The sequence below is a fragment of the Agrobacterium sp. NPDC090273 genome (assembly GCF_044772305.1).
Taxonomy (GTDB): Bacteria; Pseudomonadota; Alphaproteobacteria; order Rhizobiales; family Rhizobiaceae; genus Agrobacterium.
The window spans coordinates 131,150-152,252 of sequence record NZ_JBIVYN010000005.1 but is presented as its reverse complement, the minus strand read 5'-3'; the positions used below and the strand labels follow the sequence as shown (position 1 = coordinate 152,252).

Annotated in this window: 23 protein-coding genes; 18 read left to right on the top strand and 5 right to left on the bottom strand. The window is 57.6% G+C overall.

The window, feature by feature from the left end:
- Positions 1–26 precede the first annotated feature (26 nt).
- The 14 genes from ACIQT8_RS15050 (at position 27) to trmB (ending at position 12,703) form a co-directional block, all read left to right on the top strand.
- A complete protein-coding gene (locus ACIQT8_RS15050; protein WP_138794382.1) occupies positions 27–518 on the top strand; it encodes a universal stress protein in 492 nt (163 codons plus the stop codon).
- Between the two features lie 177 nt (positions 519–695).
- Complete coding sequence (locus ACIQT8_RS15045) at positions 696–1,259, top strand: NifU family protein (RefSeq protein ID WP_138794383.1); 564 nt, start codon at positions 696–698, stop codon at positions 1,257–1,259.
- Positions 1,260–1,282: 23 nt separating this feature from the next.
- Positions 1,283–1,951: a tRNA (adenosine(37)-N6)-threonylcarbamoyltransferase complex dimerization subunit type 1 TsaB gene (tsaB, locus tag ACIQT8_RS15040; RefSeq protein ID WP_400966632.1), complete on the top strand. Its 669-nt coding sequence runs from the start codon at positions 1,283–1,285 to the stop codon at positions 1,949–1,951.
- Positions 1,952–1,990: 39 nt separating this feature from the next.
- Positions 1,991–2,485, top strand: coding sequence for a GNAT family N-acetyltransferase (locus ACIQT8_RS15035; protein ID WP_400966629.1), 495 nt, complete (start codon positions 1,991–1,993; stop codon positions 2,483–2,485).
- A 69-nt stretch (positions 2,486–2,554) separates the two neighbouring features.
- The gene (locus ACIQT8_RS15030) at positions 2,555–2,983 is read left to right on the top strand and encodes a Fur family transcriptional regulator (protein ID WP_138794386.1); all 429 of its coding nucleotides are present in this window, start codon (positions 2,555–2,557) and stop codon (positions 2,981–2,983) included.
- Positions 2,984–3,013: 30 nt separating this feature from the next.
- A complete protein-coding gene (locus ACIQT8_RS15025; protein ID WP_262524035.1) occupies positions 3,014–3,808 on the top strand; it encodes a 1-acyl-sn-glycerol-3-phosphate acyltransferase in 795 nt (264 codons plus the stop codon).
- A 135-nt stretch (positions 3,809–3,943) separates the two neighbouring features.
- Positions 3,944–5,347 carry a tRNA (N6-isopentenyl adenosine(37)-C2)-methylthiotransferase MiaB gene (miaB, locus tag ACIQT8_RS15020; protein ID WP_400966624.1) on the top strand — a complete coding sequence of 468 codons (1,404 nt, stop codon included), beginning with the start codon at positions 3,944–3,946 and terminating at the stop codon, positions 5,345–5,347.
- A 40-nt stretch (positions 5,348–5,387) separates the two neighbouring features.
- Positions 5,388–6,443 (top strand): PhoH family protein, encoded by a 1,056-nt coding sequence (locus ACIQT8_RS15015; RefSeq protein WP_138794389.1) that lies wholly within the window; start codon positions 5,388–5,390, stop codon positions 6,441–6,443.
- Positions 6,444–6,452: 9 nt separating this feature from the next.
- The gene (ybeY, locus tag ACIQT8_RS15010) at positions 6,453–6,959 is read left to right on the top strand and encodes an rRNA maturation RNase YbeY (RefSeq protein WP_400966620.1); all 507 of its coding nucleotides are present in this window, start codon (positions 6,453–6,455) and stop codon (positions 6,957–6,959) included.
- A 15-nt stretch (positions 6,960–6,974) separates the two neighbouring features.
- Positions 6,975–8,105, top strand: coding sequence for a hemolysin family protein (locus tag ACIQT8_RS15005; RefSeq protein ID WP_400966617.1), 1,131 nt, complete (start codon positions 6,975–6,977; stop codon positions 8,103–8,105).
- 193 nt (positions 8,106–8,298) lie between these two features.
- On the top strand, positions 8,299–9,888 hold the full coding sequence (lnt, locus tag ACIQT8_RS15000; protein WP_400966614.1) for an apolipoprotein N-acyltransferase: 1,590 nt from the start codon (positions 8,299–8,301) through the stop codon (positions 9,886–9,888).
- A 135-nt stretch (positions 9,889–10,023) separates the two neighbouring features.
- Positions 10,024–10,443, top strand: a complete 420-nt coding sequence (locus ACIQT8_RS14995) for a helix-turn-helix domain-containing protein (RefSeq protein WP_138794393.1) — start codon at positions 10,024–10,026, stop codon at positions 10,441–10,443.
- A 188-nt stretch (positions 10,444–10,631) separates the two neighbouring features.
- Positions 10,632–11,894: a methionine adenosyltransferase gene (gene metK / locus ACIQT8_RS14990; protein ID WP_262524045.1), complete on the top strand. Its 1,263-nt coding sequence runs from the start codon at positions 10,632–10,634 to the stop codon at positions 11,892–11,894.
- A 110-nt stretch (positions 11,895–12,004) separates the two neighbouring features.
- Positions 12,005–12,703 carry a tRNA (guanosine(46)-N7)-methyltransferase TrmB gene (trmB, locus tag ACIQT8_RS14985; protein ID WP_262524048.1) on the top strand — a complete coding sequence of 233 codons (699 nt, stop codon included), beginning with the start codon at positions 12,005–12,007 and terminating at the stop codon, positions 12,701–12,703.
- A gap of 10 nt (positions 12,704–12,713) precedes the next feature.
- On the opposite strand, the gene ACIQT8_RS14980 is transcribed toward trmB, so the two are convergent.
- Both ACIQT8_RS14980 and ACIQT8_RS14975 read right to left on the bottom strand, forming a co-directional pair.
- On the bottom strand, positions 12,714–13,613 hold the full coding sequence (locus tag ACIQT8_RS14980; RefSeq protein ID WP_400966610.1) for a ribokinase: 900 nt from the start codon (positions 13,611–13,613) through the stop codon (positions 12,714–12,716).
- Between the two features lie 52 nt (positions 13,614–13,665).
- Entirely contained in the window at positions 13,666–14,856 is a 1,191-nt protein-coding gene (locus ACIQT8_RS14975; RefSeq protein WP_400966607.1) for a DNA recombination protein RmuC, read from the bottom strand.
- A gap of 145 nt (positions 14,857–15,001) precedes the next feature.
- Here ACIQT8_RS14975 and def point away from each other — a divergent pair, with 145 nt between their 5' ends.
- The 3 genes from def to truA are packed head-to-tail and all read left to right on the top strand — an operon-like array spanning position 15,002 to position 17,301.
- Entirely contained in the window at positions 15,002–15,514 is a 513-nt protein-coding gene (def, locus tag ACIQT8_RS14970; RefSeq protein ID WP_400966604.1) for a peptide deformylase, read from the top strand.
- Between the two features lie 51 nt (positions 15,515–15,565).
- On the top strand, positions 15,566–16,501 hold the full coding sequence (gene fmt / locus ACIQT8_RS14965) for a methionyl-tRNA formyltransferase (RefSeq protein ID WP_400966601.1): 936 nt from the start codon (positions 15,566–15,568) through the stop codon (positions 16,499–16,501).
- Complete coding sequence (gene truA, locus ACIQT8_RS14960; protein WP_400966598.1) at positions 16,501–17,301, top strand: tRNA pseudouridine(38-40) synthase TruA; 801 nt, start codon at positions 16,501–16,503, stop codon at positions 17,299–17,301. Before fmt ends, truA begins: the two co-directional genes overlap by 1 nt.
- Positions 17,302–17,303: 2 nt before the next feature.
- Here truA and ACIQT8_RS14955 read toward each other — a convergent pair whose 3' ends face one another.
- The 3 genes from ACIQT8_RS14955 to dapD are packed head-to-tail and all read right to left on the bottom strand — an operon-like array spanning position 17,304 to position 19,952.
- The gene (locus ACIQT8_RS14955; protein WP_138794401.1) at positions 17,304–17,900 is read right to left on the bottom strand and encodes a hypothetical protein; all 597 of its coding nucleotides are present in this window, start codon (positions 17,898–17,900) and stop codon (positions 17,304–17,306) included.
- Positions 17,884–19,080: a succinyl-diaminopimelate desuccinylase gene (dapE, locus tag ACIQT8_RS14950; protein WP_400966595.1), complete on the bottom strand. Its 1,197-nt coding sequence runs from the start codon at positions 19,078–19,080 to the stop codon at positions 17,884–17,886. Before dapE ends, ACIQT8_RS14955 begins: the two co-directional genes overlap by 17 nt.
- Before the next feature lie 17 nt (positions 19,081–19,097).
- A complete protein-coding gene (gene dapD / locus ACIQT8_RS14945) occupies positions 19,098–19,952 on the bottom strand; it encodes a 2,3,4,5-tetrahydropyridine-2,6-dicarboxylate N-succinyltransferase (protein ID WP_138794403.1) in 855 nt (284 codons plus the stop codon).
- Between the two features lie 135 nt (positions 19,953–20,087).
- On the opposite strand from dapD, the gene ACIQT8_RS14940 reads away from it, so the two are divergent.
- Positions 20,088–20,948, top strand: coding sequence for an LOG family protein (locus ACIQT8_RS14940; RefSeq protein ID WP_138794404.1), 861 nt, complete (start codon positions 20,088–20,090; stop codon positions 20,946–20,948).
- Positions 20,949–21,103: the final 155 nt, after the last annotated feature.

The following is a 21,103-nucleotide window of genomic DNA, read 5'->3' as shown; positions in this document are numbered from 1 at the left end:
TTCATGGCGGAAACAGGGAGTGCAGAATGGTTTCAAAACGGCTGTCGCGTCTGGAAGGGCATCGGCGCAAGTTTCTTGCAGTCATCGATGGGACACCGGAATGCGAAAGGGCCGTGCACTACGCCGGTCGTCGCGCCAAGAACTCCAACGGCGGGCTGGTCCTTTTGTACGTGATACCGGAAGGCGATTTCCAGCAATGGCTGGGTGTCGAGCAGATCATGCGTGCGGAAGCGCGCGAGGAAGCGGAAGCCACGCTCGCGAAAATCGCCCAGAAGGTTCGCGACACAATTGGGATCGAACCGGAATCGGTGATCCGCGAGGGCAGCGCAACCGAAAACATTCATGGCCTGGTCGAAGAAGATCGAGATATCGCTATCCTGGTTCTGGCGGCGGGATCGACAAAAGAAGGACCGGGGCCGCTGGTGTCTTCGATCGCTGGACGTGGCGCGGCTTTCCCCGTGCCTGTCACCGTTCTTCCCGACACGTTGACGGATGAGGAAATCGACGCGCTTTGCTGAGAGGGACGTTTTCTGATGGGCGATAACATGCCCTCGGCTTGCGGACGTCGATCGGCTATTGGTGATTTCTTGAATGTAATTATCATGTCAGGGCTTGAAGTCAGACTTCGCCGGGCGTATTTTTTGGAAGAATTCTAAATTGCGGGGCGTGAACGGCGACCTCGAAGGAGATGCGAAATGTTCATTCAGACGGAAGCCACGCCAAATCCGGCAACGCTCAAGTTCCTTCCTGGCAAGGTCGTTTTGGAAAGCGGCACGGCTGAGTTCCTCAACCCTGCGCAGGCACAGGCATCACCCTTGGCTGAACGCCTGTTCGCTATTCCCGGTGTTACCGGCGTTTATTTCGGTTTCGACTTCATCACCGTCACGAAGGACGATGCTGAGTGGCAGCACCTGAAGCCTGCGATTCTGGGCTCCATCATGGAGCATTTCATGTCCGGTCGCCCGATCATGGGCTCTGCGGTTGCAGCTGAACTTTCCGACGAGGAAGATGAGTTCTTTGAAGCCGGCGATGAAACCATCGTCGCCACGATCAAGGAATTGCTGGAGACCCGCGTTCGTCCGGCCGTTGCGCAGGATGGTGGCGACATCACCTTCCGTGGCTTCCGCGATGGAACGGTTTTCCTGAACATGAAGGGGGCTTGCTCCGGTTGCCCGTCCTCTACCGCCACGTTGAAGCACGGCGTTCAGAACCTGCTGCGTCATTTCGTGCCGGAAGTGCGCGAAGTCGAAGCTGTCTGATTGTCTGGTTGTCTGGTTGAAGCATGATTGTTCTGGCGCTCGACACCTCTGGCGTTGATTGCTCTGCCTGCATTTATGACAGTGCGGCGGATCGCGTTCTCGGCGAAGTCACCGAAAACATCGGCAAGGGTCATGCGGAACTGCTGATGGGCATCATCGACGCTGCGTTGACGCAGGCGTCGATGACATTGCGCGATGTCGAGCGGATTGCCGTCACGATCGGTCCCGGCTCTTTTACTGGTATACGCGTCGGGGTGGCGGCAGCACGTGGATTTGCGCTGTCGCTTCACAAGGAAGCGGTGGGCGTGACCACGCTCGAAACTTTGGCCCTCGACCACCTGCTGAGGCATCCTGGCCAGCGCGTTGCCGTGGGGTTGGATGCGAAACGAAGCGAGGCCTATCTCCAGATTTTTGGCGCAGATGGCCTGCCGTCAAGCGATGCCGCGTTGTTGCCTCTGGAAGACGCGAAGGCGACGCTCACGGGCTTTGACGGCGTGGTGATCGGCTCTGCTGCACCACTGTTTGCAGGCGAGGAAACGGGTTCCGGACCGGATCGCTTCCCGATCGCGACAGTTGCACGCGCTGCGGCACGCAAGCCGGAGGGGATGCCGAAACCCGCGCCTTTGTACTTGCGCGGTCCGGATGCCCGACCGCAAACGGGTTTTGCGCTGGAACGCCTCTCGGTTGCCTGATAGGTGGCGTCCGTAAGCGATGACGGATGATTCCCTGCAATGTTTGACGATTACCTGAGTTGGAAACCCTATTTCGAAATCGTGCCGATGCAGCACGAGGACTGCGCGGCGGTGGCGGATATGCACGCCCTGCGCTTTCCGCGCGCTTGGAATGACGGCGAGTTCTCAAGCCTCCTGACGCAGTCATCGGTTTTCGGTGCGGTGGCACGCCAGACCAACGCTTTTTTCAGCAAACCTCTCGGCGGTTTTGTTCTTGCCCGCGAAGTGGCGGGTGAGGCGGAAATCCTGACCATCGCCGTGGGTGAAAAATTTGCAAGAGCCGGTCTCGGTTGGCGTCTGATGCAGTCCGCGACCCGCGAAGCAATGATGCGTGGCGCCGAGACGATGTTCCTTGAGGTGGACAACTCCAATACATCGGCTGTAGGGCTTTACAGGAAGCTAGGCTTCAAGACCGTCGCGGAGCGCAAGGCTTATTATACCGCCCGGGATGGATCGAAGTCGACGGCGCTTGTCATGCGTCGCGACTTTCGCTAGTTCCGAATTCTGTAATATGTTCGGCGCATGCAGCGCCATTCCAACGGAAGAATCTGAAGGCCAGAAGACGTGATAGACCTTTCGAAAACGCTGGAAGAACTTTGTGCCGAGCGCGGCATGCGGATGACGGACCAGCGCCGAGTCATCGCCCGTGTCCTACAGGAATCCGACGACCATCCCGATGTGGAAGAACTCTATCGTCGGTCTTTCGCCGTTGATCCCCGCATTTCCATTTCCACGGTCTACAGAACCGTGAAGCTTTTCGAAGATGCCGGTATCATCGAACGGCATGACTTCCGTGACGGGCGTTCGCGCTATGAGACTGTGCCGGAGGAACATCACGATCATCTGATCGATCTGAAGCATGGCGTCGTGATCGAATTCCATTCTCCAGAAATCGAGGCACTCCAGGAAAAGATCGCGCGTGAGCATGGCTTCAAGCTCGTCGACCATCGGCTGGAACTTTACGGCGTTCCTCTAAAGCCCGACGAACGCTGAGACCCCGGTGGTAAAGCGGGCGGTGCAATCGTGATGTGGCTCCGGGCAACCTATATTGCGGTCGTTCTTCTGATCGTCACGCTCGTGTTGCTGCCACTTCAATTGCTAGGGCTTGCATTCGACTGGCGTCTTCGCCGGCGTATACCGCGTATCTGGCATCGTATCGCGTGTCGTGTTCTCGGTATCCGCGTCCATGTTCACGGAGAGATCGAACGCGCCAAACCGCTGATGCTTGCCGTCAATCACGCGTCCTGGAAAGACATTCTCGTCCTTGGCAGCATTGCGGATGTGGTGTTCATCGCCAAGACAGAGGTCCGCGACTGGCCGGTATTCGGCTGGCTGGCTCGTCTGCAGAAAAGCATCTTTGTTCAGCGCGAACAGAAACGCAGCACCGGTGACCAGGTTGGCGAGATCGCCAGCCGGATGGCGGACGGCGAGATTGTCGTTCTGTTCCCCGAGGGGACGACATCAGACGGAAACCGCCTGCTGACGATCAAGTCGTCGCTTTTCGGTGCGGCCTCCACCGCTGCGGAACAGGTGCCGGGCAAGCTGGTCTATGTGCAGCCGGTGTCGATTGCCTATACGCGGGTCCAGGGCATGGCGATGGGGCGTTATCATCGTATCATCGCCGCCTGGCCGGGAAGCATAACCTTGGTGCCGCACCTGCTCGGCGTCATCAAGGCGGGCTCCATTGATGTCGAGGTGACATTCGGAGACAGTGTCCCATTCCACAATACCGATAATCGCAAGCGGCTCGCCGCGGATATCGCTGCGTCTATTCGCTCGATGCTGGCATTCAGCCTCAGAGGCGGATGGCGGAAATAGTGGCGCGATAAACCGATGCGTCTTCTGATGCGTGTGTCACGCTTTCGCAAAAACGGGATCGATTTTCATACCGATGCGTGGCGGTCCCGGTATTTTTCTGTTTAATCTGGCGTTGAAAAACACTAGATAGCCGCCATGACCCAGGAAACGCTAGGCCTAGACGCCGCCGAGATCACTGCCCGTGAGGGTTCGAACAGCCGTAAAGTCTTCATCAAGACCTACGGCTGTCAGATGAACGTTTATGATTCCGTCCGCATGAGCGATGCGTTGGCGAAGGACGGTTACGTCCAGACGGAAGACATGAGCGAGGCTGATCTGGTTTTGCTCAACACCTGTCATATCCGCGAGAAGGCGGCTGAAAAGGTCTACTCCGCGCTTGGTCGTCTGCGCGACATGAAAAAGTCGCGCGAAGAGCAGGGCCGCGAGTTCATGATTGGCGTTGCTGGATGCGTTGCTCAGGCCGAAGGCGAGGAAATCCTGCGTCGTGCGCCTGCCGTCGATGTTGTTATCGGCCCGCAAACCTATCACCGCCTGCCGGATGCCCTGAAACGCGTTCGCGAAGGTGAGCGCGTCATCGAGACCGAATACGCGGTCGAAGACAAGTTCGAGCATCTTCCCGTCGCGGAAAAGGCAAAACTTCGTTCCCGCGGCGTGACTGCGTTCCTGACGGTGCAGGAAGGCTGTGACAAGTTCTGTACGTTCTGCGTCGTACCCTATACGCGTGGTTCGGAAGTGTCGCGCCCCGTTCGCCAGATCGTTGATGAGGCGATGAAGCTGGTCGATGCCGGTGTGCGCGAGATCACGTTGCTTGGTCAGAACGTCAATGCCTGGCAGGGTGAGGGGCCGAAGGGCGAAAAATGGGGGCTTGCCGAACTTCTGTATCGGCTTGCGGAAATTCCGGGCCTTGCAAGACTGCGTTATACCACCAGCCATCCGCGCGACATGGACGATCGCTTGATCGGCGCGCATAGCGATCTGCGTATCCTCATGCCGTATCTGCACTTGCCGGTACAGGCAGGCTCTGATCGTATTCTGAAAGCGATGAACCGTCGCCATACCGGCGCGGAATATATCCGGCTTATCGAAAGAATTCGCGCGGCCCGCCCTGATATTGCCATGTCGGGAGACTTTATTGTTGGTTTCCCTGGCGAAAGCGATCGCGATTTCGAAGACACGATGGCCATGGTCGAGGAAGTGAAATACGCACAGGCGTTCTCCTTCAAATACTCGACCCGCCCGGGTACGCCCGGCGCTGATCTGACGGATCAGGTTGAGGAAGAGGTGAAAGCGGAACGGCTTGAAAGATTGCAGGCGCTGTTGCTGAAACAGCAGCAGGAATTTGCGCAATCTCTCGTCGGAAAGACCATGGATGTGTTGCTGGAAAAGCCCGGTCGCATGCCTGGACAGTTGATAGGTCGCTCGCCGTGGCTGCAATCTGTGAATCTTGATGCAAAGACTTTGAAAATCGGTGACATTGTTAATGTACGAATCACCGCAACGGGTCCAAACAGCTTGTTTGCCGAGGTGGCAGAGAGTTAGAGTGAGGATCAGTAGCTGACTGGGACAGGAGCCTGACCGCTTGAACGCACACGAATTGGTATCACCTTCATCGCGCCAGCCACGCTCAGCCGCGACCGACGCCAATCACTTCGTCCTAACGTTCGAGAATAACAGAATCGCTGGAGAGCTATTCGGTCAGTTCGATCAGAACCTGAAGCTGTTGGAGCAGCGTCTCAATATCGACGCCCGCCCGCGTGGCAACTCCGTTGCAATCACGGGCGACGTGGTATCCACCAATCAGGCCCGACGCGCGCTGGATTTTCTCTATGAACGCCTTTTGAAAGGCGGGACGGTTGAACTTTCCGATGTTGAGGGCGCGATCCGCATGGCCATGGCTGCCGATGACCAACTGACCTTGCCGACGATGGAGCGCAAGGCGAAGATCTCGATGGCGCAGATTTCCACACGCAAGAAGACTATTGCTGCCCGTACTCCGACGCAGGATGTCTACATGCGTGCGCTGGAACGGTCCGAACTGGTCTTTGGTGTTGGCCCTGCCGGCACGGGCAAGACCTATCTGGCGGTGGCGCATGCCGCGCAATTGCTGGAACGCGGTGCCGTCGATCGCATCATTCTTTCGCGCCCTGCCGTTGAAGCGGGTGAACGTCTTGGCTTCCTGCCGGGCGACATGAAGGAAAAGGTCGATCCCTACCTGCGGCCACTTTATGACGCGCTCTATGACATGATGCCAGGTGATAAGGTTGAGCGTGCCATTCAGGCAGGTGTGATCGAAATCGCGCCGCTGGCATTCATGCGTGGCAGAACACTTGGCAACGCAGCGGTCATTCTGGACGAAGCGCAGAACACCACGACCATGCAGATGAAGATGTTCCTGACACGTCTTGGCGAAAACGGTCGTATGATCGTGACCGGTGACCCAAGCCAGGTCGACCTTCCGCGTGGTGTGAAGTCCGGTCTTGTCGAAGCGCTCCAGATCCTCGGGGATGTGGAAGGCGTGTCGGTTGTTCGCTTCAAGGATGTCGATGTGGTACGTCATCCGATGGTGGCGCGCATCGTGCGTGCCTATGAGGCACATACGGCCGTGCCGGACGAAAGTCTCGTGAAGGGCGATTGACGCAATAGAATGACAGCACTGGATATTCAGATCAGCGTCGAGGCCCAGGGCTGGGCCTCGGAAGAAGAGCTTTTTGCATTTGCGCAAAAGGTTTTGGACACGGCGGTCGATTTTCTACGCCGGGAGGAAAAGCAACCCTTCCCGAAAATGCCGATAGAATTGTCGCTCGTTTTCACCGATGACGAGCAGATTCGTGAAATAAACGCCGAGTGGCGTGACAAGGACAAGGCGACAAATGTGTTGTCTTTTCCAGCGTTTCCGCTCGAACCCGGCGGCATGCCGGGGCCGATGCTGGGCGATATTGTGATCGCTCGCGAAACGGTTGAGCGGGAAGCCCTTGAACTTGAGAAGAGTTTCGAGGATCATCTGACTCATCTTCTGGTCCATGGATTTCTCCATCTCTTCGGATATGATCACATGGACGAGGAAGAAGCGGAAGAAATGGAGTCGCTTGAGACTCGCATTCTGGCGGTGCTTGGCCTATCTGATCCGTACGCGGGACAGGAACCGCTTTAATTATAGTCTGGAGCCATGAACGAACATTCTGCACGACCTGCCAATGAGGGCAGAGAGAACGGCGAGCAGTCCTCCTCGGAGGAGGGCAGTAGTCAGTTACGTTACGATTTCAGCGCGAAACCGAGATCGACAATCTGGTCGCGCATCGCACGGTTGCTGAAGCCGTCGCAAGGAGAGCGTCTGCGCGAGGATATCACCGACGCGCTGATGTCAGACACCGAAATCGGTGCTGCCTTTTCGCCCGAAGAGCGGGCAATGCTCAACAACATCCTGCGTTTCCGCGAGGTTCGCGTTGAAGACATCATGATCCCGCGCGTGGATATTGATGGCATCGACCAGAACATGACGATCGGCGAAGCGCTGATCCTGTTCGAAGAGACCGGCCGTTCCCGTATGCCTGTCTACGACGAGAACCTCGACAATCCCAAGGGCATGATCCACATCCGCGATCTTCTGTCCTATGTTGCAAAGCAGGCCCGCAACAAGCGGCGTATCGGAACGAGAATCGCTCTTGATACCGAAACAAACGCGGCCCGTACGACACGGCCGAACTTCGATCTGGCGCGTGTTGATCTCGAAATCTCCGTCGCCAATGCCGGCCTGGTCCGCAAGATCCTTTTCGCGCCGCCTTCGATGCTGGCGTCGGATTTGCTGAAGACGATGCAGGCGCAGAGAACGCAGCTCGCTCTCGTCATTGATGAATATGGCGGCACTGACGGGCTCGTCAGCCACGAAGACATCGTCGAAATGGTCGTCGGTGATATCGATGACGAACACGACAAGGACGAGGCCATGTTCTCGCGCCTCTCCGCAGATGTTCTGGTGGCCGATGCGCGCGCCGAACTCAGGGAACTGAGCGAGGCCATTGGCCCGGAGTTCGATGTTCGCGAGCACGTGGAAGAAATCGACACACTTGGCGGTCTGATCTTTTTCGCGCTCGGCCGCATCCCGGCGAAAGGCGAAACTGTTAGAGCGATTCCTGGGTTTGAGTTCCAGATTCTCGACGCGGATAGCCGTCGCATAAAGGGCGTTCGGATCGTGCGCGATCATGGGTCCGAAGGGCAGGATGACCGGGCTCCAGATGATGCTGAGCCCGATGAGGTGATGGCTTTGCCGGCACCCGAGACGCGCCAGATCACACATTGATAGAACGCAAAATGACAGATCCCGGCAGGTTACCTGCCGGGTTTTTTCTTGTACCCGTCATCTGCACGGCCTGCTTGCAGGCATGGTGTGGACGACGAATCTTTTTTCCATTACGTCGAAGAATAACGGGAAACACGTCGCACCATGCGGTGATGAGGTGTGATCCTTCCGGCTGAACGTGAACGGAGATCGTATGGAGCGTCTCGCAGGCAAGGTGATGCTGGGCGGCAGATTGAGCCGCGCCATCATAGCGATCGCAGCAGGGGCATTGGGAGCGCTGGCTCTGCCGCCGTTCGGTTTCTTTGCTTCGCTTTTCGTTTCTTTCACCCTGCTCGTCTGGTTGGTGGATGGCTGCACGGGCAAGCCGGGGAGCGGTGTCTTCGGTCGTCTTTGGTCGAGCTTCGGCATCGGCTGGTGTTTTGGTTTCGGATATTTTGTCGCCGGTCTCTGGTGGCTCGGCAATGCCTTGTTGCTTGAGGCGGATGAGTTCGCCTGGGCGTTGCCGCTTGCCATCCTGGGCCTGCCGGCTGTCCTGGCGCTGTTTTACGGCTTCGCGGTTGCGCTTGCGAACCTCCTCTGGTCCGACGGTCTCGGCCGGATTGCAGCGCTTGCTGCGGCTTTCGGGCTTTCGGAATGGCTGCGCAGTTTTGTCGCGACCGGCTTTCCATGGAATGCCATCGGCTATGGCATGATGCCGGTTCCGGTCATGATGCAGTCGGCAAACCTTGTGGGTGTGCTCGGGGTGACCGTTCTTGCCGTCTTCATTTTTTCGGCCCCGGCTCTTATCGGCACGAAAAAAGGGATGTGGCCGGGTCTGGTTCTGGCCGGACTGCTTCTCACAGGTCATTTTGGCTACGGCCTCTATCGCCTCCGATTGCCGTTGGAAACACCATCGGATGCCCTGACCGTCAGGATTGTTCAGCCGTCTATCGATCAGTCGCGCAAGATGCTGAATGCCGATCGTGCCGATATCTTCAATGAGCACCTGCGTCTGACGGGATTGCCACCGGCGGAGGGGAAAAAACGTCCGGATATCGTGGTGTGGCCGGAGACTTCGGTACCGTTTATCTTGACGCAAAATCCGGATGCGCTGGCCGAGATTGCCAAAACGCTGGAAGATGGCCAGGTGCTGTTCACTGGTGCGGTCAGGATGGAGGATGCGGGAGCCGGTCGTCCGCCGCGCTATTACAATTCTGTCTATGCGATCGACAGCCAGGGCCAGATCATTGGCGCAACCGACAAGGTTCACCTGACGCCCTTCGGTGAATACGTGCCCTTTGAAGACGTGCTGCGCAGATTTGGCTTCGACAATGTCGTCAGCTTACCCGGTGGGTTTTCGGCTGCTGCATCGCGCAGCGTCCTGACCCTGCCTTCCGGCAAAACCTTCTACCCTTTGATCTGCTACGAGATTATATTTCCAGGCGAAATGATGCCCTCTCCGGCAGGGTCGACGGCCATTTTAAACGTCACGAATGATGGCTGGTTTGGGGACACGCCCGGCCCTTATCAGCACTTTCTGCAAGCCAGAGTAAGGGCGGTCGAAACCGGATTGCCAGTGATTCGCGGTGCCAATACAGGCATTTCGGCGGTGATTGACCCCTATGGGCGAATAATTGACGGACTTGACTATGGTCAAATTGGAATTGTTGACGCTACTCTGAGTGGCGCTGCTGACAGCGCATTTACCTACGACATACATCGGACGTATTTCTGGTTGATTTTTTCAATCATGATGAGTGCAGCGGTAGTATCGTGCCTGAGTTTCATGCGGCGCACGAATTGACCAAAAACCCCTAGAATTGCATAGTGAATAGGTCAGTCGTAAAACAAGTTTCTGTGCCAGCCGTAATATCGGTTCATTTTCGTGGGTGAATAATGAACCGAAATATCAACCCTTTCCGAGTGTCAGGACCGCATGATGACCGAAAATAAAAAGAAGCCTAACCCCATCGACATTCATGTCGGAAGCCGAATTCGCCTCCGCAGGACCATGCTTGGCATGAGCCAGGAGAAGCTGGGCGAGAGTCTCGGGATCACCTTCCAGCAAATTCAGAAATATGAAAAAGGCACCAACCGTGTCGGCGCAAGCCGCTTGCAGAACATTTCGGCAATCCTGAATGTTCCGGTTTCCTTTTTCTTCGAAGATGCCCCGGGTGAGCAGGTTGGTGGCGCTTCGGGCATGGCCGAAGCTTCCAGCTCGAACTACGTTGTGGATTTCCTGTCTTCCGCAGAAGGTCTGCAACTGAACCGCGCTTTCGTGAAAATTGCCGATCCGAAGGTTCGCCGTCGTATCGTTGACCTCGTCAAGGCTTTGGCTGCCGAAGGCGACGCCGAGTAAACGGCTCCTGAAATCCTCGCGTGCGCTGATGATCCGGCAGCACGCTCTCGACGGCCCGCAAGGGCCGTTTTTTTTGGAAATTTAGAAAGGAATTCTCACATAAAGATATATTTATGTGGTTGTGTCCTTGTCTTTTTGGGCTGAAATGACTAACACACACGAAGACCGTTCTTTGAGGGGAATCCCGCATGCGTGCCAATTATCTGTTCACCAGCGAGTCCGTGGCCGAAGGTCATCCGGACAAGGTTTGTGACCGTATTTCCGATGAAATTGTCGATCTGATTTATCGCGAAGCGGCCAAGACCGGCGTCGATCCCTGGACCGTGCGCATCGCGTGTGAAACGCTCGCGACGACCAATCGCGTCGTTATCGCGGGTGAAGTGCGCGTGCCGGACACCCTGTTGAAAAAAGACAAGGAAGGCAATGTCCTCAAGGACGCATCCGGTCATCCTGTCATCAATCCTTCGAAGTTCAAATCTGCGGCCCGCAAGGCCATCCGTGATATCGGCTATGAGCAGGACGGCTTCCACTGGAAGACGGCAAAGATCGATGTGCTGTTGCACCCGCAGTCGGCGGATATCGCGCAGGGCGTTGATAACGCATCTGACAAGCAGGGCGACGAGGGCGCTGGCGACCAGGGCATCATGTTCGGTTACGCCTGCCGCGAAACGCCGGATCTGATGCCGGCGCCGATCTACTACTCGCATCGTATCCTGCAGCTTCTCGCAACAGCGCGTAAAACGGGTGAGGGAGATGCTGCAAAACTCGGCCCAGACGCCAAGAGCCAGGTCACGGTTCGTTACGTTGACGGCAAGGCGGCAGAGGCAGTGTCCATCGTGCTGTCGACGCAGCACCTTGATGCAAGCTGGGACTCCAAGAAGGTTCGTGCTGTTGTCGAACCCTATATCCGTGAAGCCCTTGGCGACCTGAAGATCGCTGACGATTGCCAGTGGTACATCAACCCGACCGGCAAGTTCGTGATCGGCGGCCCGGATGGCGACGCAGGTCTGACCGGTCGCAAGATCATCGTCGACACCTACGGCGGCGCAGCTCCGCACGGCGGCGGTGCATTCTCTGGCAAGGATACGACGAAGGTTGACCGTTCGGCAGCTTACGCAGCGCGTTATCTCGCCAAGAACGTCGTTGCTGCCGGTCTTGCCGACCGTTGCACGATCCAGATTTCCTACGCGATCGGTATCGCCCAGCCGCTGTCGATCTATGTTGATCTGCATGGCACCGGCAAGGTCAACGAAGATCAGGTCGAAGCGGCAATTCGCAAGGTCATGGACCTGTCGCCATCGGGCATTCGTCGTCATCTCGATCTGAACAAGCCGATCTACGCCAAGACATCTTCCTATGGTCACTTCGGCCGCAAGGCTGGCCGCGACGGTTCCTTCTCCTGGGAGAAGCTTGACCTCGTGAAGCCGCTCAAGGAAGCTTTGGCAGCATAAGCCTTGTCATTCGGCGGTGTTTGAGAGATACCGTCAGCAGTTTTGTAACCCGCACAGCGCCACCAACAGGCGTTGTGCGGGTTAAATCTATTTGTTCTTGAGAGTATGACATGACGGAAGAGCGGCGCTCGCGTGCAACGGAAGCGTTTTTTGGCAGACGTAAAGGCAAGCCATTGCGGAACCAGCAGGTCGACACGATCGAAAACCTGCTGCCATTGCTGAAGATCGATCTGGGAAGCCAGCCGCCGCAAAATCTGGCTGCGCTTTTTCCGGCTGACGTGAAGTCGATCCGCCTCGAGATCGGTTTCGGTGGCGGTGAACATCTGGTTCACCGGGCTGTCGAAAACCCGGAAACCGGTTTTATTGGCGTCGAACCCTTCGTCAACTCCATGGCCAAGCTGTTGGGCAGTGTTCGCGAACGCGAACTGATGAATATCCGTTTGTACGATGATGACGCGACGCAATTGCTCGACTGGTTGCCGGAGGCCTCCATCGATCATATCGATCTGCTCTATCCCGATCCCTGGCCGAAGAAGAAGCACTGGAAACGCCGCTTTGTGTCCGACGTCAATCTGGCCCGCTTCCACCGTGTCTTGAAGCCGGGCGGTAAATTCTGCTTCGCGTCGGATATCGACACCTACATAAACTGGACGCTTCAGCATTGCGCCCGGCACGGCGGTTTTGAGTGGACTGCGAAAAGTGCCGATGACTGGCGTACGCCTTACACCAACTGGCCGGGCACGCGTTACGAGAACAAGGCGAAAAGAGAAGGCCGAAGCTCGGCCTATCTCACATTCATCCGGACCTGATTGCCAATCATCAGACTTGGGCGTCTACGTCCCGAGCATTGGGGATGGACGGCTGCGCACCTGCACGTGTGCAAGCGAGTGAGCCTGCCACGGCGGCACGCTTGAGGGCTTTCTCGAAGTCGAGCCCCTGATCGAGGCTGGCGGCAAGATATCCGCAGAACGTGTCGCCCGCACCGACCGTGTCGACCGGCTCGATCTTCAGACCGGCGGCCCTGAAAACCTTACCGTTACGCATGGCGATCACGCCGTCCGCACCGAGAGTAACGATCAACGTCTGGCCGGTCTCGGCATGCAAGGCCTTCAACTCGTCTTCGCGCTCGCTGGTGGAAAGACCATTTTTCCCGATTAACAACTCGAACTCGGTTTCATTGGCAATCAGGATATCAGCCAAACGCGCGATCCGCGGCGCATCCTTTGTCAAAGGCGCGGTGTTGATAACGGTGGTGATGCGCTTTGTCTTGGCGGCCTTAAGTGCAGCCTCGATCGCGGGAGCGGGGATTTCAAACTGCAACATCAGAATATCGCCTGCGGACATCTCGGAAACAGTTCTGGCAGCATCGGCTTCTGAAACTTCGCCATTGGCGGCGGGAATGACCGAAATCATGTTCTCTCCGCCTTCGCCGATCAGGATCACGGCTGTGCCGGTGGGGGTCGCAACTGTCTTGACCAGAGACAGGTCGGTACCGGCATCATGTAGCAAGGCTAATGCAGGTGCCGAGAAGGTATCGTCGCCGGTCGCGCCCGCCATCTTCACGCTGGCACCGGCCCTTCGCGCTGCCAGTGCCTGATTGGCACCCTTGCCGCCTGCGGCTGTCGAGAAGCTCTCGCCGGTTACGGTTTCGCCCGGTTTTGGCAGGCGTTTTGCAGTGGCGACGAGGTCCATGTTGATGGAGCCGAAAACAGTAATCATCGGGGCATGTCCGTGTGAAAATCAAGCAAGGCGGCGACTTTGCCCGAGACGGTCACTCGTCGTCAACTACCCTAAGCTTGGTCATCCCCGCTCTGTTTTCAACGAAACGACGCGGCTCAGTTTCGGGCCGCGATATTTCCTTCTCCTTCGGGGAAAAATCCAACCCTTCAATTTTCTGGCCGCGCGCCAGAACCTTGTCCGAGGATATTAGCATCATGTCGATGTCTTTTTGGGCTAGCCCGAAATGCGCCTGCAGCTTGCGCGTACGGTCATCCAGACGCCGCACGTCATCCATCAAAAGTGCGACTTCACCCTGAATGAGATGTGCTTGCTCGCGCATGCGCTGATCCTTCAGCACGGACTGAATGACCTGAACCGACAACATCAGCAGGGACGGCGACACGATCACGACGCGTGAGCGATGGGCACGCTGCACCAGATATTCGAAATGCTGGTGGATATCCGCAAAGATCGATTCCGAGGGCACGAAAATAAACGCCGTATCCTGGGTTTCTCCCCGAATGAGATATTTCTCGGCCACATCGCGGATATGTACTTCCATATCGCGGCGAAACTGCTGGGTGGCCAGACGCTTGGCATCGGGAGATTCATCGGCCTTGATGGCGTTCCATGCTTCAAGTGGAAACTTTGCGTCGATCACCAGAGGTGGCGCGTTATTCGGCATCTTGATGGTGCAGTCCGGCCGGTAACCGTTGGATAGCGTCGGTTGTAACTGGTAGGACCCATCCGGAAGCGCATCGGCAATCAAGGCTTCCATGCGTGCCTGTCCGAAAGCGCCGCGAGTCTGTTTGTTGGAAAGGATCGCCTGAAGTCCGATCACGTCCTTCGCGAGATCCTGGATATTGCCCTGCGCGGCATCGATTACGGCCAGTCGTTCCTGCAGGCGGCTCAGGTTTTCATGGGTGGACTTGGTTTGCTCGGTCAGAGTGTCACCAAGCCGTTGCGACATGCCGTCCAGCCGCTGGTTTAGCGTCTGGCTCATTTCATTCTGTCGCGCACCCAGTGTTTCGCCCATGGCTGCGATGCGTCCGTGCAGCTCCGCCTGCGTTTTCAGGAGGTGAGAAATCTCGTCATTCTGCGACGTTCCTTGTCGACGGCCGGAAGACAGCAGCCAGAACATTGCCAGCCCCAGCACCAGCACGACAAGCAGGGCGCCGAAGCTGATATCGACGGAACCGGCACGCAACGCTGGGGCGAGTAGAACGGAAAGATCGAGGTTCATAACCAAATCTAGCAGGTTTCTTGTGATTCGTAAGATCAAAACAAGAACATTCCTGCGGCGAAAATGAGTCTGCCGGTCGTCGCGGCTGGTAATGAAATGGCGTGTTTTTTATTTCCTCTGCGCACGAGATACGTTATGGGAAGCCATGAGCATCAAACCACTTATCATTTTGCCAGATCCCGTGTTGCGCCAGCAGTCGACGCCCATCGAACAGGTGGACAGCGACGTGTTGCGCCTTGCCGACGACATGCTGGAAACCATGTATGATGCGCCGGGCATTGGCCTCGCGGCCATTCAGGTCGGCGTGGCGCGGCGCATGCTGGTAATCGACGTTTCGCGTGAAGACGAAGAAAAAAAGCCGATCGTTTTCATCAACCCTGAGATCCTCAAGGTTTCCGACGACATTTCGACCTACGAAGAGGGCTGCCTCTCTATCCCGGATTACTATGCCGAGGTCGAGCGCCCCGCTGCCTTGACGGTTCAATATGTCGATCGCGATGGCAAGCAGCAGACGGTCGAGGCCGATGGTCTTCTGGCGACCTGCCTGCAGCATGAGATCGATCACCTGAACGGCGTCCTCTTCATCGATCATATTTCGCGCCTGAAACGCGACATGGTTATCAAGAAATTCACGAAACTGGCTCGCGCCAAGGTGTGATCCCGGCTTTTCGCCGGACATCGCAGCAACGATTGCGGGCAGGGGGCGATCATGGCTCTACGCATCATCTTCATGGGAACGCCGGAATTTTCCGTGCCGACTTTGCGGTCGTTGGTGGATGCCGGTCATGAGGTCGTTGCCGTCTACACGCAACCGCCGCGCCCCGGCGGTCGCCGTGGCCTTGATCTTCAGAAATCGCCGGTGCACCAGGCCGCTGAACTGCTTGGATTGCCCGTCCTGACGCCCTTGAACTTCAAGGCAGAAGAAGACCGTCAGCAGTTCCGAGATTTTCAGGCTGATGTCGCGGTGGTGGTTGCCTATGGGCTGCTGCTGCCAGAGGCGATCCTGAGCGGTACCCGGTTGGGCTGTTACAATGGTCACGCCTCGCTCCTGCCGCGTTGGCGCGGTGCTGCCCCCATCCAGCGCGCAATCATGGCGGGCGATGCCGAAACCGGCATGATGGTCATGCAAATGGAAAAGGGGCTCGATACTGGCCCGGTTGCCTTGACGGCAAAAGTAGCCATCGGTGAAAACACGACCGCAGGTGAATTGCACGACAGTTTGATGCTGGCGGGTGCGCGTCTTATGGCGCAGGCTATGGAAAAGCTGGAAGCCAGCGAACTGCCGCTGACGCCGCAGGCGGAAGACGGTGTTCTCTACGCATCGAAGATCGACAAGGGGGAAACCCGCATCGACTTCTCGCGGCCATCGGAAGATGTTCATAGCCACATACGCGGCCTCTCACCGTTTCCTGGCGCGTGGTTTGAAATGCAGATCGGCGGCAAGGCGGAGCGCGTCAAGGTTCTCGCCAGCGAACAGGCATCAGGCATGGGAGAAGCTGGCTCGGCACTGGATGACGCCCTGACCGTCGCCTGTGGCAGTGGCGCGGTCCGGTTGGTGCGCCTGCAGAAGGCTGGCGGAAAGCCGATGTCGGCGTCTGACTTCCTGCGTGGAACCCCGGTTTCTGCCGGGACGAGGCTTAACTGATGCCGCGTTTCCGGATGACCGTCGAATATGACGGCACGCCCTATGTCGGCTGGCAGCGGCAGGACAATGGCCAATCTGCGCAGGGAGCCCTGGAAGGGGCAATCCTGTCGTTGACCGGCGAAAAAGTGTCCGTGCGTGGTGCAGGTCGTACGGATTCTGGCGTCCACGCCATGGGGCAGGTCATCCATGTCGATCTGTCACGTGAATGGCAGCCCTACAAGCTCCGCAATGCACTGAACGCGCATCTTTCGATGGCAAACGAGGCGGTGTCGGTTCTCGATGTGATGGAAGTGACCGAGGATTTCGACGCCCGTTTTTCCGCCGTTCGTCGGCACTATGTCTATCGCATCATTTCGCGGAAAGCCCCGCTTGCGCTGGAACACAAGCGCGCCTGGTGGGTACCGAAAGACCTCGATCACGAACGTATGCATGCGGCGGCGCAGATGCTCGTCGGCAGGCACGATTTTACCACTTTCCGCTCAGCACATTGTCAGGCGAACAGTCCGGTCAGAACGCTTGATCGTCTGGATGTCACGCGCAATGGCGATCTCATCGAAATACGCGCGACGGCGCAGAGTTTCCTGCACAATCAGATCAGGTCGTTTGCAGGCACGCTGAAACTGGCCGGCGAGGGGACGATGACGCCGGAAGACGTCCGTTCAGCCCTTGAGGCGCGCGACCGCAAGGCTTGCGGACCCGTGGCTCCTCCTGACGGACTTTACTTCATGCAGGTGGACTATCCCGATGTGATTCCGCCGCGCCGCCGATCTGAAGCTGAAGCAATCGACGACGGCGAATGATCTCAGCTCGGATAAACGCCGAGAAAGCGTTGCAATGCTTCGGACAACAGCATTCCTGGCACAAGCAACGTCATGACGATGGCTGAGACCAGCAGGGGTTGGTCGCGGATAAAGAACTTCACGATCCGCGAAAATGCAAAAACCAGCGACAAGAGAAGCGCCAGCCACAGAACCGCAATAACGCCCTGTAGCGCTGGGATGAAGAACGCAATCAGGATCAACGCCGCGTAGGCGTAGGAAAACGGAACAGACAGCCAGTTGACTGTCACCACCAGCGGCGGAAACTTCTCCCGGGCTCCGAAGATCAACAGCAACGCTCCGATCAGAAGCAGTGGCACGATCCAGCAGATCGCCTCCACCAGAGCCAGTCGAACGAAGAACAGCGCGCCTGTTCCCGTGCCGGGCGGGTACCCGGCGAGAAAAGCTGCCCGCAGCCATAGCCAGGAAATCAGCATGGCCGGCAGGCACCAGAGAGCGGAATAGAAAGAACGGGCCATGCCGCGATCCGTCAGGTCGAGATAGCGCGCACCTTCGTGGTTGCCGAGCAGCAGCAGCCACAATCCTCGAATATAAAGGCTTATCTCACTTGCCGTCGGCATGGGCGAACCAGCGTTCGATGAAGGTTTCGTAGATCCGCGTCAGCGTTTCCAGATCGGCAACGGCAACACGTTCGTCGACCATATGCATGGTCTGCCCAACCAGGCCAAACTCGACCACTGGGCAATAATCCTTGATGAAACGCGCGTCAGAGGTGCCACCTGTCGTCGACAGCGTCGGTTCGTTGCCGGTGACCTCCGCCACGGCGCCAGAGAGTGACGAAATCAGCGCGTTGTTGCGGGTCAGGAACACATGGCTGGGACGATCCGCCCAGACGATGTCGTATTTCACCGGCGAACGGTCGGGCCGTAACTGCCCCTCGGCTGCTGCAGCATCAAGGCGACGGCGGATTTCCGCCCGCAGGGTTTCAGCAGTCCAGGTATCGTTGAAACGGATGTTGAATGCTGCCGTCGCCTTTGCTGGAATGACATTCGTGACGGCATTCCCGGTGTCGACGGTAGTTACCTCCAGATTGGAGGGCTGGAAATTGTCCGTTCCGTGATCGAAGGGCGGATACATCAGGGCCTGCGTCAGTTGCAGCAGCCCGCGAATGGGGTTGTCGGCCAGATGCGGGTAGGCGGCATGGCCCTGCACACCATGAACGGTGATACGGCCCGAAAGCGAACCACGCCGGCCGATCTTGATCATGTCGCCAAGCTGGTCGGGATTGGTTGGTTCGCCAACCACGCAGGCATCCCAGCGTTCGCCTTTGGCTGCGGCCCATTCGAGAAGTTTCGACGTGCCATTGATCGAAGGGCCTTCTTCGTCTCCGGTAATCAGGAAAGACACGGAGCCCTTTGGAGCCCCGTGTTTTTCGATATGGCGTGCAATCGCCGCCACAAAGCAGGCTATGCCACCTTTCATGTCCACCGCACCGCGCCCGAACATTTCACCGTCGGCAATCTCGGCGGCAAAGGGAGGGTGGCTCCATGCCGCTTCGTCGCCAACGGGGACAACGTCCGTGTGGCCTGCAAACATCAGATGCGGACCGTCGGTACCGAGCCGGGCATAGAGGTTTTCAACGTCCGGCGTCCCGGCTTCCGTCGCCATGACACGATCCACCTTGAAGCCGAGTGGCGAAAGCAGCGTGTCGAGCAGTGAGAGCGCACCGCCCTCTGCGGGCGTTACCGAAGGGCAACGGATGAGGGCGGCGAGATTGGCAACGGGATCGGTGGCGTTCATGTCGGTTCTACTTCGTATCAGTCGCGCAGCAGTTCGTTGATGCCGGTCTTGGAGCGGGTCTTTTCATCGACGCGCTTGACGATGACGGCGCAATAGAGGCTCGGGCCCGGCTCGCCGTTCGGGAAAGGCTTGCCCGGCATGGTGCCAGCGACGACGACGGAGTAGGGCGGCACTTCGCCATAGGTGATTTCACCGGTCGCACGGTCGACGATCTTCGTCGACTTGCCGATGAACACGCCCATGCCGAGCACAGCGCCTTCACGGACGATGCAGCCCTCGACGACTTCCGAACGGGCGCCGATGAAGCAATTGTCTTCGATGATGGTCGGACCGGCCTGAAGCGGCTCCAGAACGCCGCCGATGCCGACGCCACCCGAGAGGTGAACGTTCTTGCCGATCTGTGCACAGGAGCCAACTGTCGCCCATGTGTCGACCATCGTGCCCTCATCGACATAGGCGCCGAGGTTGACGAAGGATGGCATCAGAACAACGTTCTTGGCAACATAGGCGGAACGGCGCACGACGGCGTTCGGTACGGCGCGGAAACCTGCGGCGCGAAACTGGTTTTCGCCCCAGTTCTCGAACTTCGACGGTACCTTGTCCCACCAGGTCGATTCGCCCGGGCCACCGGTAACGATTTCCATGTCGTTCAGACGGAAGGAAAGCAGAACGGCCTTCTTCAGCCACTGGTTGACCTTCCAGTTTCCATCGGCCTGCTTTTCGGCAACGCGTGCCTTACCGCCGTCGAGAAGCAGGAGTGACGTCTCAACTGCATCGCGGATTTCGCCTTTGGTCGATACGTTCACACTGTCGCGGTTGTCGAATGCGCTTTCGATGATGGTTTCGAGTGAGGTGAGATCGGCAAGGCTCATAGGAATTCCTTAAGGTCGCTTGTGGTCGTTGGTCGCGGATAAGGCCCGCGCCGCTGGAAGGCTATGGTCATTTGCTCTAAGGGAGTGTTTTAAGGGCGTCAACGTGATTTGGCGCGTGAGACGAAAGGCACGGAAATGGCAAGACTGAAAAACGGCAAGTTGCGGCGTAAAGATGGGGCATGGGACCCCCTGAAGCGCAGTGACGCGGACAAGCAGCAGGCCGAGGTGACGCCCAAGACACCACAGTCGGATTCGCCGTCCTATCGTCTGGCCTACGCGGACATGGATTTTCTCTGCCGCGAAGAATTACGCCCGGTAAGGCTTCAGCTTGAACTTCTGAAAACAGAGATGGCCCTGACTGAACGCGGCATCACCTCCACGGTGGTCATGTTCGGCGGCGCACGTATTCCAGCACCGGGAAACGATGCCTGGGCGGCACGCAACGAGACTCAGAAGCGCAACCTGGAAGAGGCGTCCGTCTATTACGACGAGGCACGAAAGTTCGCCCAGATCTGCACCAGTTACGGCGAAAAGTCCGGCCACCGCGAATATGTCGTCGTGACGGGTGGTGGGCCCGGCGTGATGGAAGCCGGCAATCGTGGCGCTGCGGATGTCGGTGGCCCCTCCATCGGCCTGAACATCGTTCTTCCACATGAGCAGGCGCCAAACGCCTATGTGTCGCCGGACCTCAGCTTCAACTTCCACTATTTCGCCATCCGCAAGATGCACTTCCTCATGCGGGCAAAAGCTGTGGTCATCTTCCCAGGCGGCTTTGGTACGCTCGACGAACTCTTCGAGACGATCACTCTCATCCAGACCAAGCGCATGGCGCCGATCCCGCTGATCCTGTTCGGTGAGAAGTTCTGGCGTACGCTCATCAACTTCGAGTTCCTTGCTGATTTCGGCACCATTTCCCCTGAGGACATGGAGCTTCTGCACTTCGCAGAGACGGCGGATGACGCTTGGAAGATCGTTGCGGAGCACTACGAGCATTGACAGCGTGTTAACGCGGCATGGCAATTTTTAGCGGTTCATTAGCAAACACCGACTAGAGTTGCCCCGTCGCGTTGCAGCGCACTGTCCGTTTGGGCAGGCCTCCATGACGGAGAGAAGCAATCCGTTGACGCCGGCGTCTCAGGGCTGGCGATTTG

Excerpts from the sequence above, each read along its gene's own strand:
- ACIQT8_RS15050 (WP_138794382.1), top strand. The coding sequence starts at position 27 with ATGGTTTCAAAACGGCTGTCGCGTCTGGAAGGGCATCGGCGCAAGTTT.
- ACIQT8_RS15045 (WP_138794383.1), top strand. The coding sequence starts at position 696 with ATGTTCATTCAGACGGAAGCCACGCCAAATCCGGCAACGCTCAAGTTC.
- tsaB (WP_400966632.1), top strand. The coding sequence starts at position 1,283 with ATGATTGTTCTGGCGCTCGACACCTCTGGCGTTGATTGCTCTGCCTGC.
- ACIQT8_RS15035 (WP_400966629.1), top strand. The coding sequence starts at position 1,991 with ATGTTTGACGATTACCTGAGTTGGAAACCCTATTTCGAAATCGTGCCG.
- miaB (WP_400966624.1), top strand. The coding sequence starts at position 3,944 with ATGACCCAGGAAACGCTAGGCCTAGACGCCGCCGAGATCACTGCCCGT.
- ybeY (WP_400966620.1), top strand. The coding sequence starts at position 6,453 with ATGACAGCACTGGATATTCAGATCAGCGTCGAGGCCCAGGGCTGGGCC.
- ACIQT8_RS15005 (WP_400966617.1), top strand. The coding sequence starts at position 6,975 with ATGAACGAACATTCTGCACGACCTGCCAATGAGGGCAGAGAGAACGGC.
- lnt (WP_400966614.1), top strand. The coding sequence starts at position 8,299 with ATGGAGCGTCTCGCAGGCAAGGTGATGCTGGGCGGCAGATTGAGCCGC.
- ACIQT8_RS14995 (WP_138794393.1), top strand. The coding sequence starts at position 10,024 with ATGACCGAAAATAAAAAGAAGCCTAACCCCATCGACATTCATGTCGGA.
- metK (WP_262524045.1), top strand. The coding sequence starts at position 10,632 with ATGCGTGCCAATTATCTGTTCACCAGCGAGTCCGTGGCCGAAGGTCAT.
- trmB (WP_262524048.1), top strand. The coding sequence starts at position 12,005 with ATGACGGAAGAGCGGCGCTCGCGTGCAACGGAAGCGTTTTTTGGCAGA.
- ACIQT8_RS14980 (WP_400966610.1), bottom strand. The coding sequence starts at position 13,613 with ATGATTACTGTTTTCGGCTCCATCAACATGGACCTCGTCGCCACTGCA.
- ACIQT8_RS14975 (WP_400966607.1), bottom strand. The coding sequence starts at position 14,856 with ATGAACCTCGATCTTTCCGTTCTACTCGCCCCAGCGTTGCGTGCCGGT.
- def (WP_400966604.1), top strand. The coding sequence starts at position 15,002 with ATGAGCATCAAACCACTTATCATTTTGCCAGATCCCGTGTTGCGCCAG.
- fmt (WP_400966601.1), top strand. The coding sequence starts at position 15,566 with ATGGCTCTACGCATCATCTTCATGGGAACGCCGGAATTTTCCGTGCCG.
- truA (WP_400966598.1), top strand. The coding sequence starts at position 16,501 with ATGCCGCGTTTCCGGATGACCGTCGAATATGACGGCACGCCCTATGTC.
- ACIQT8_RS14955 (WP_138794401.1), bottom strand. The coding sequence starts at position 17,900 with ATGCCGACGGCAAGTGAGATAAGCCTTTATATTCGAGGATTGTGGCTG.
- dapE (WP_400966595.1), bottom strand. The coding sequence starts at position 19,080 with ATGAACGCCACCGATCCCGTTGCCAATCTCGCCGCCCTCATCCGTTGC.
- dapD (WP_138794403.1), bottom strand. The coding sequence starts at position 19,952 with ATGAGCCTTGCCGATCTCACCTCACTCGAAACCATCATCGAAAGCGCA.
- ACIQT8_RS14940 (WP_138794404.1), top strand. The coding sequence starts at position 20,088 with ATGGCAAGACTGAAAAACGGCAAGTTGCGGCGTAAAGATGGGGCATGG.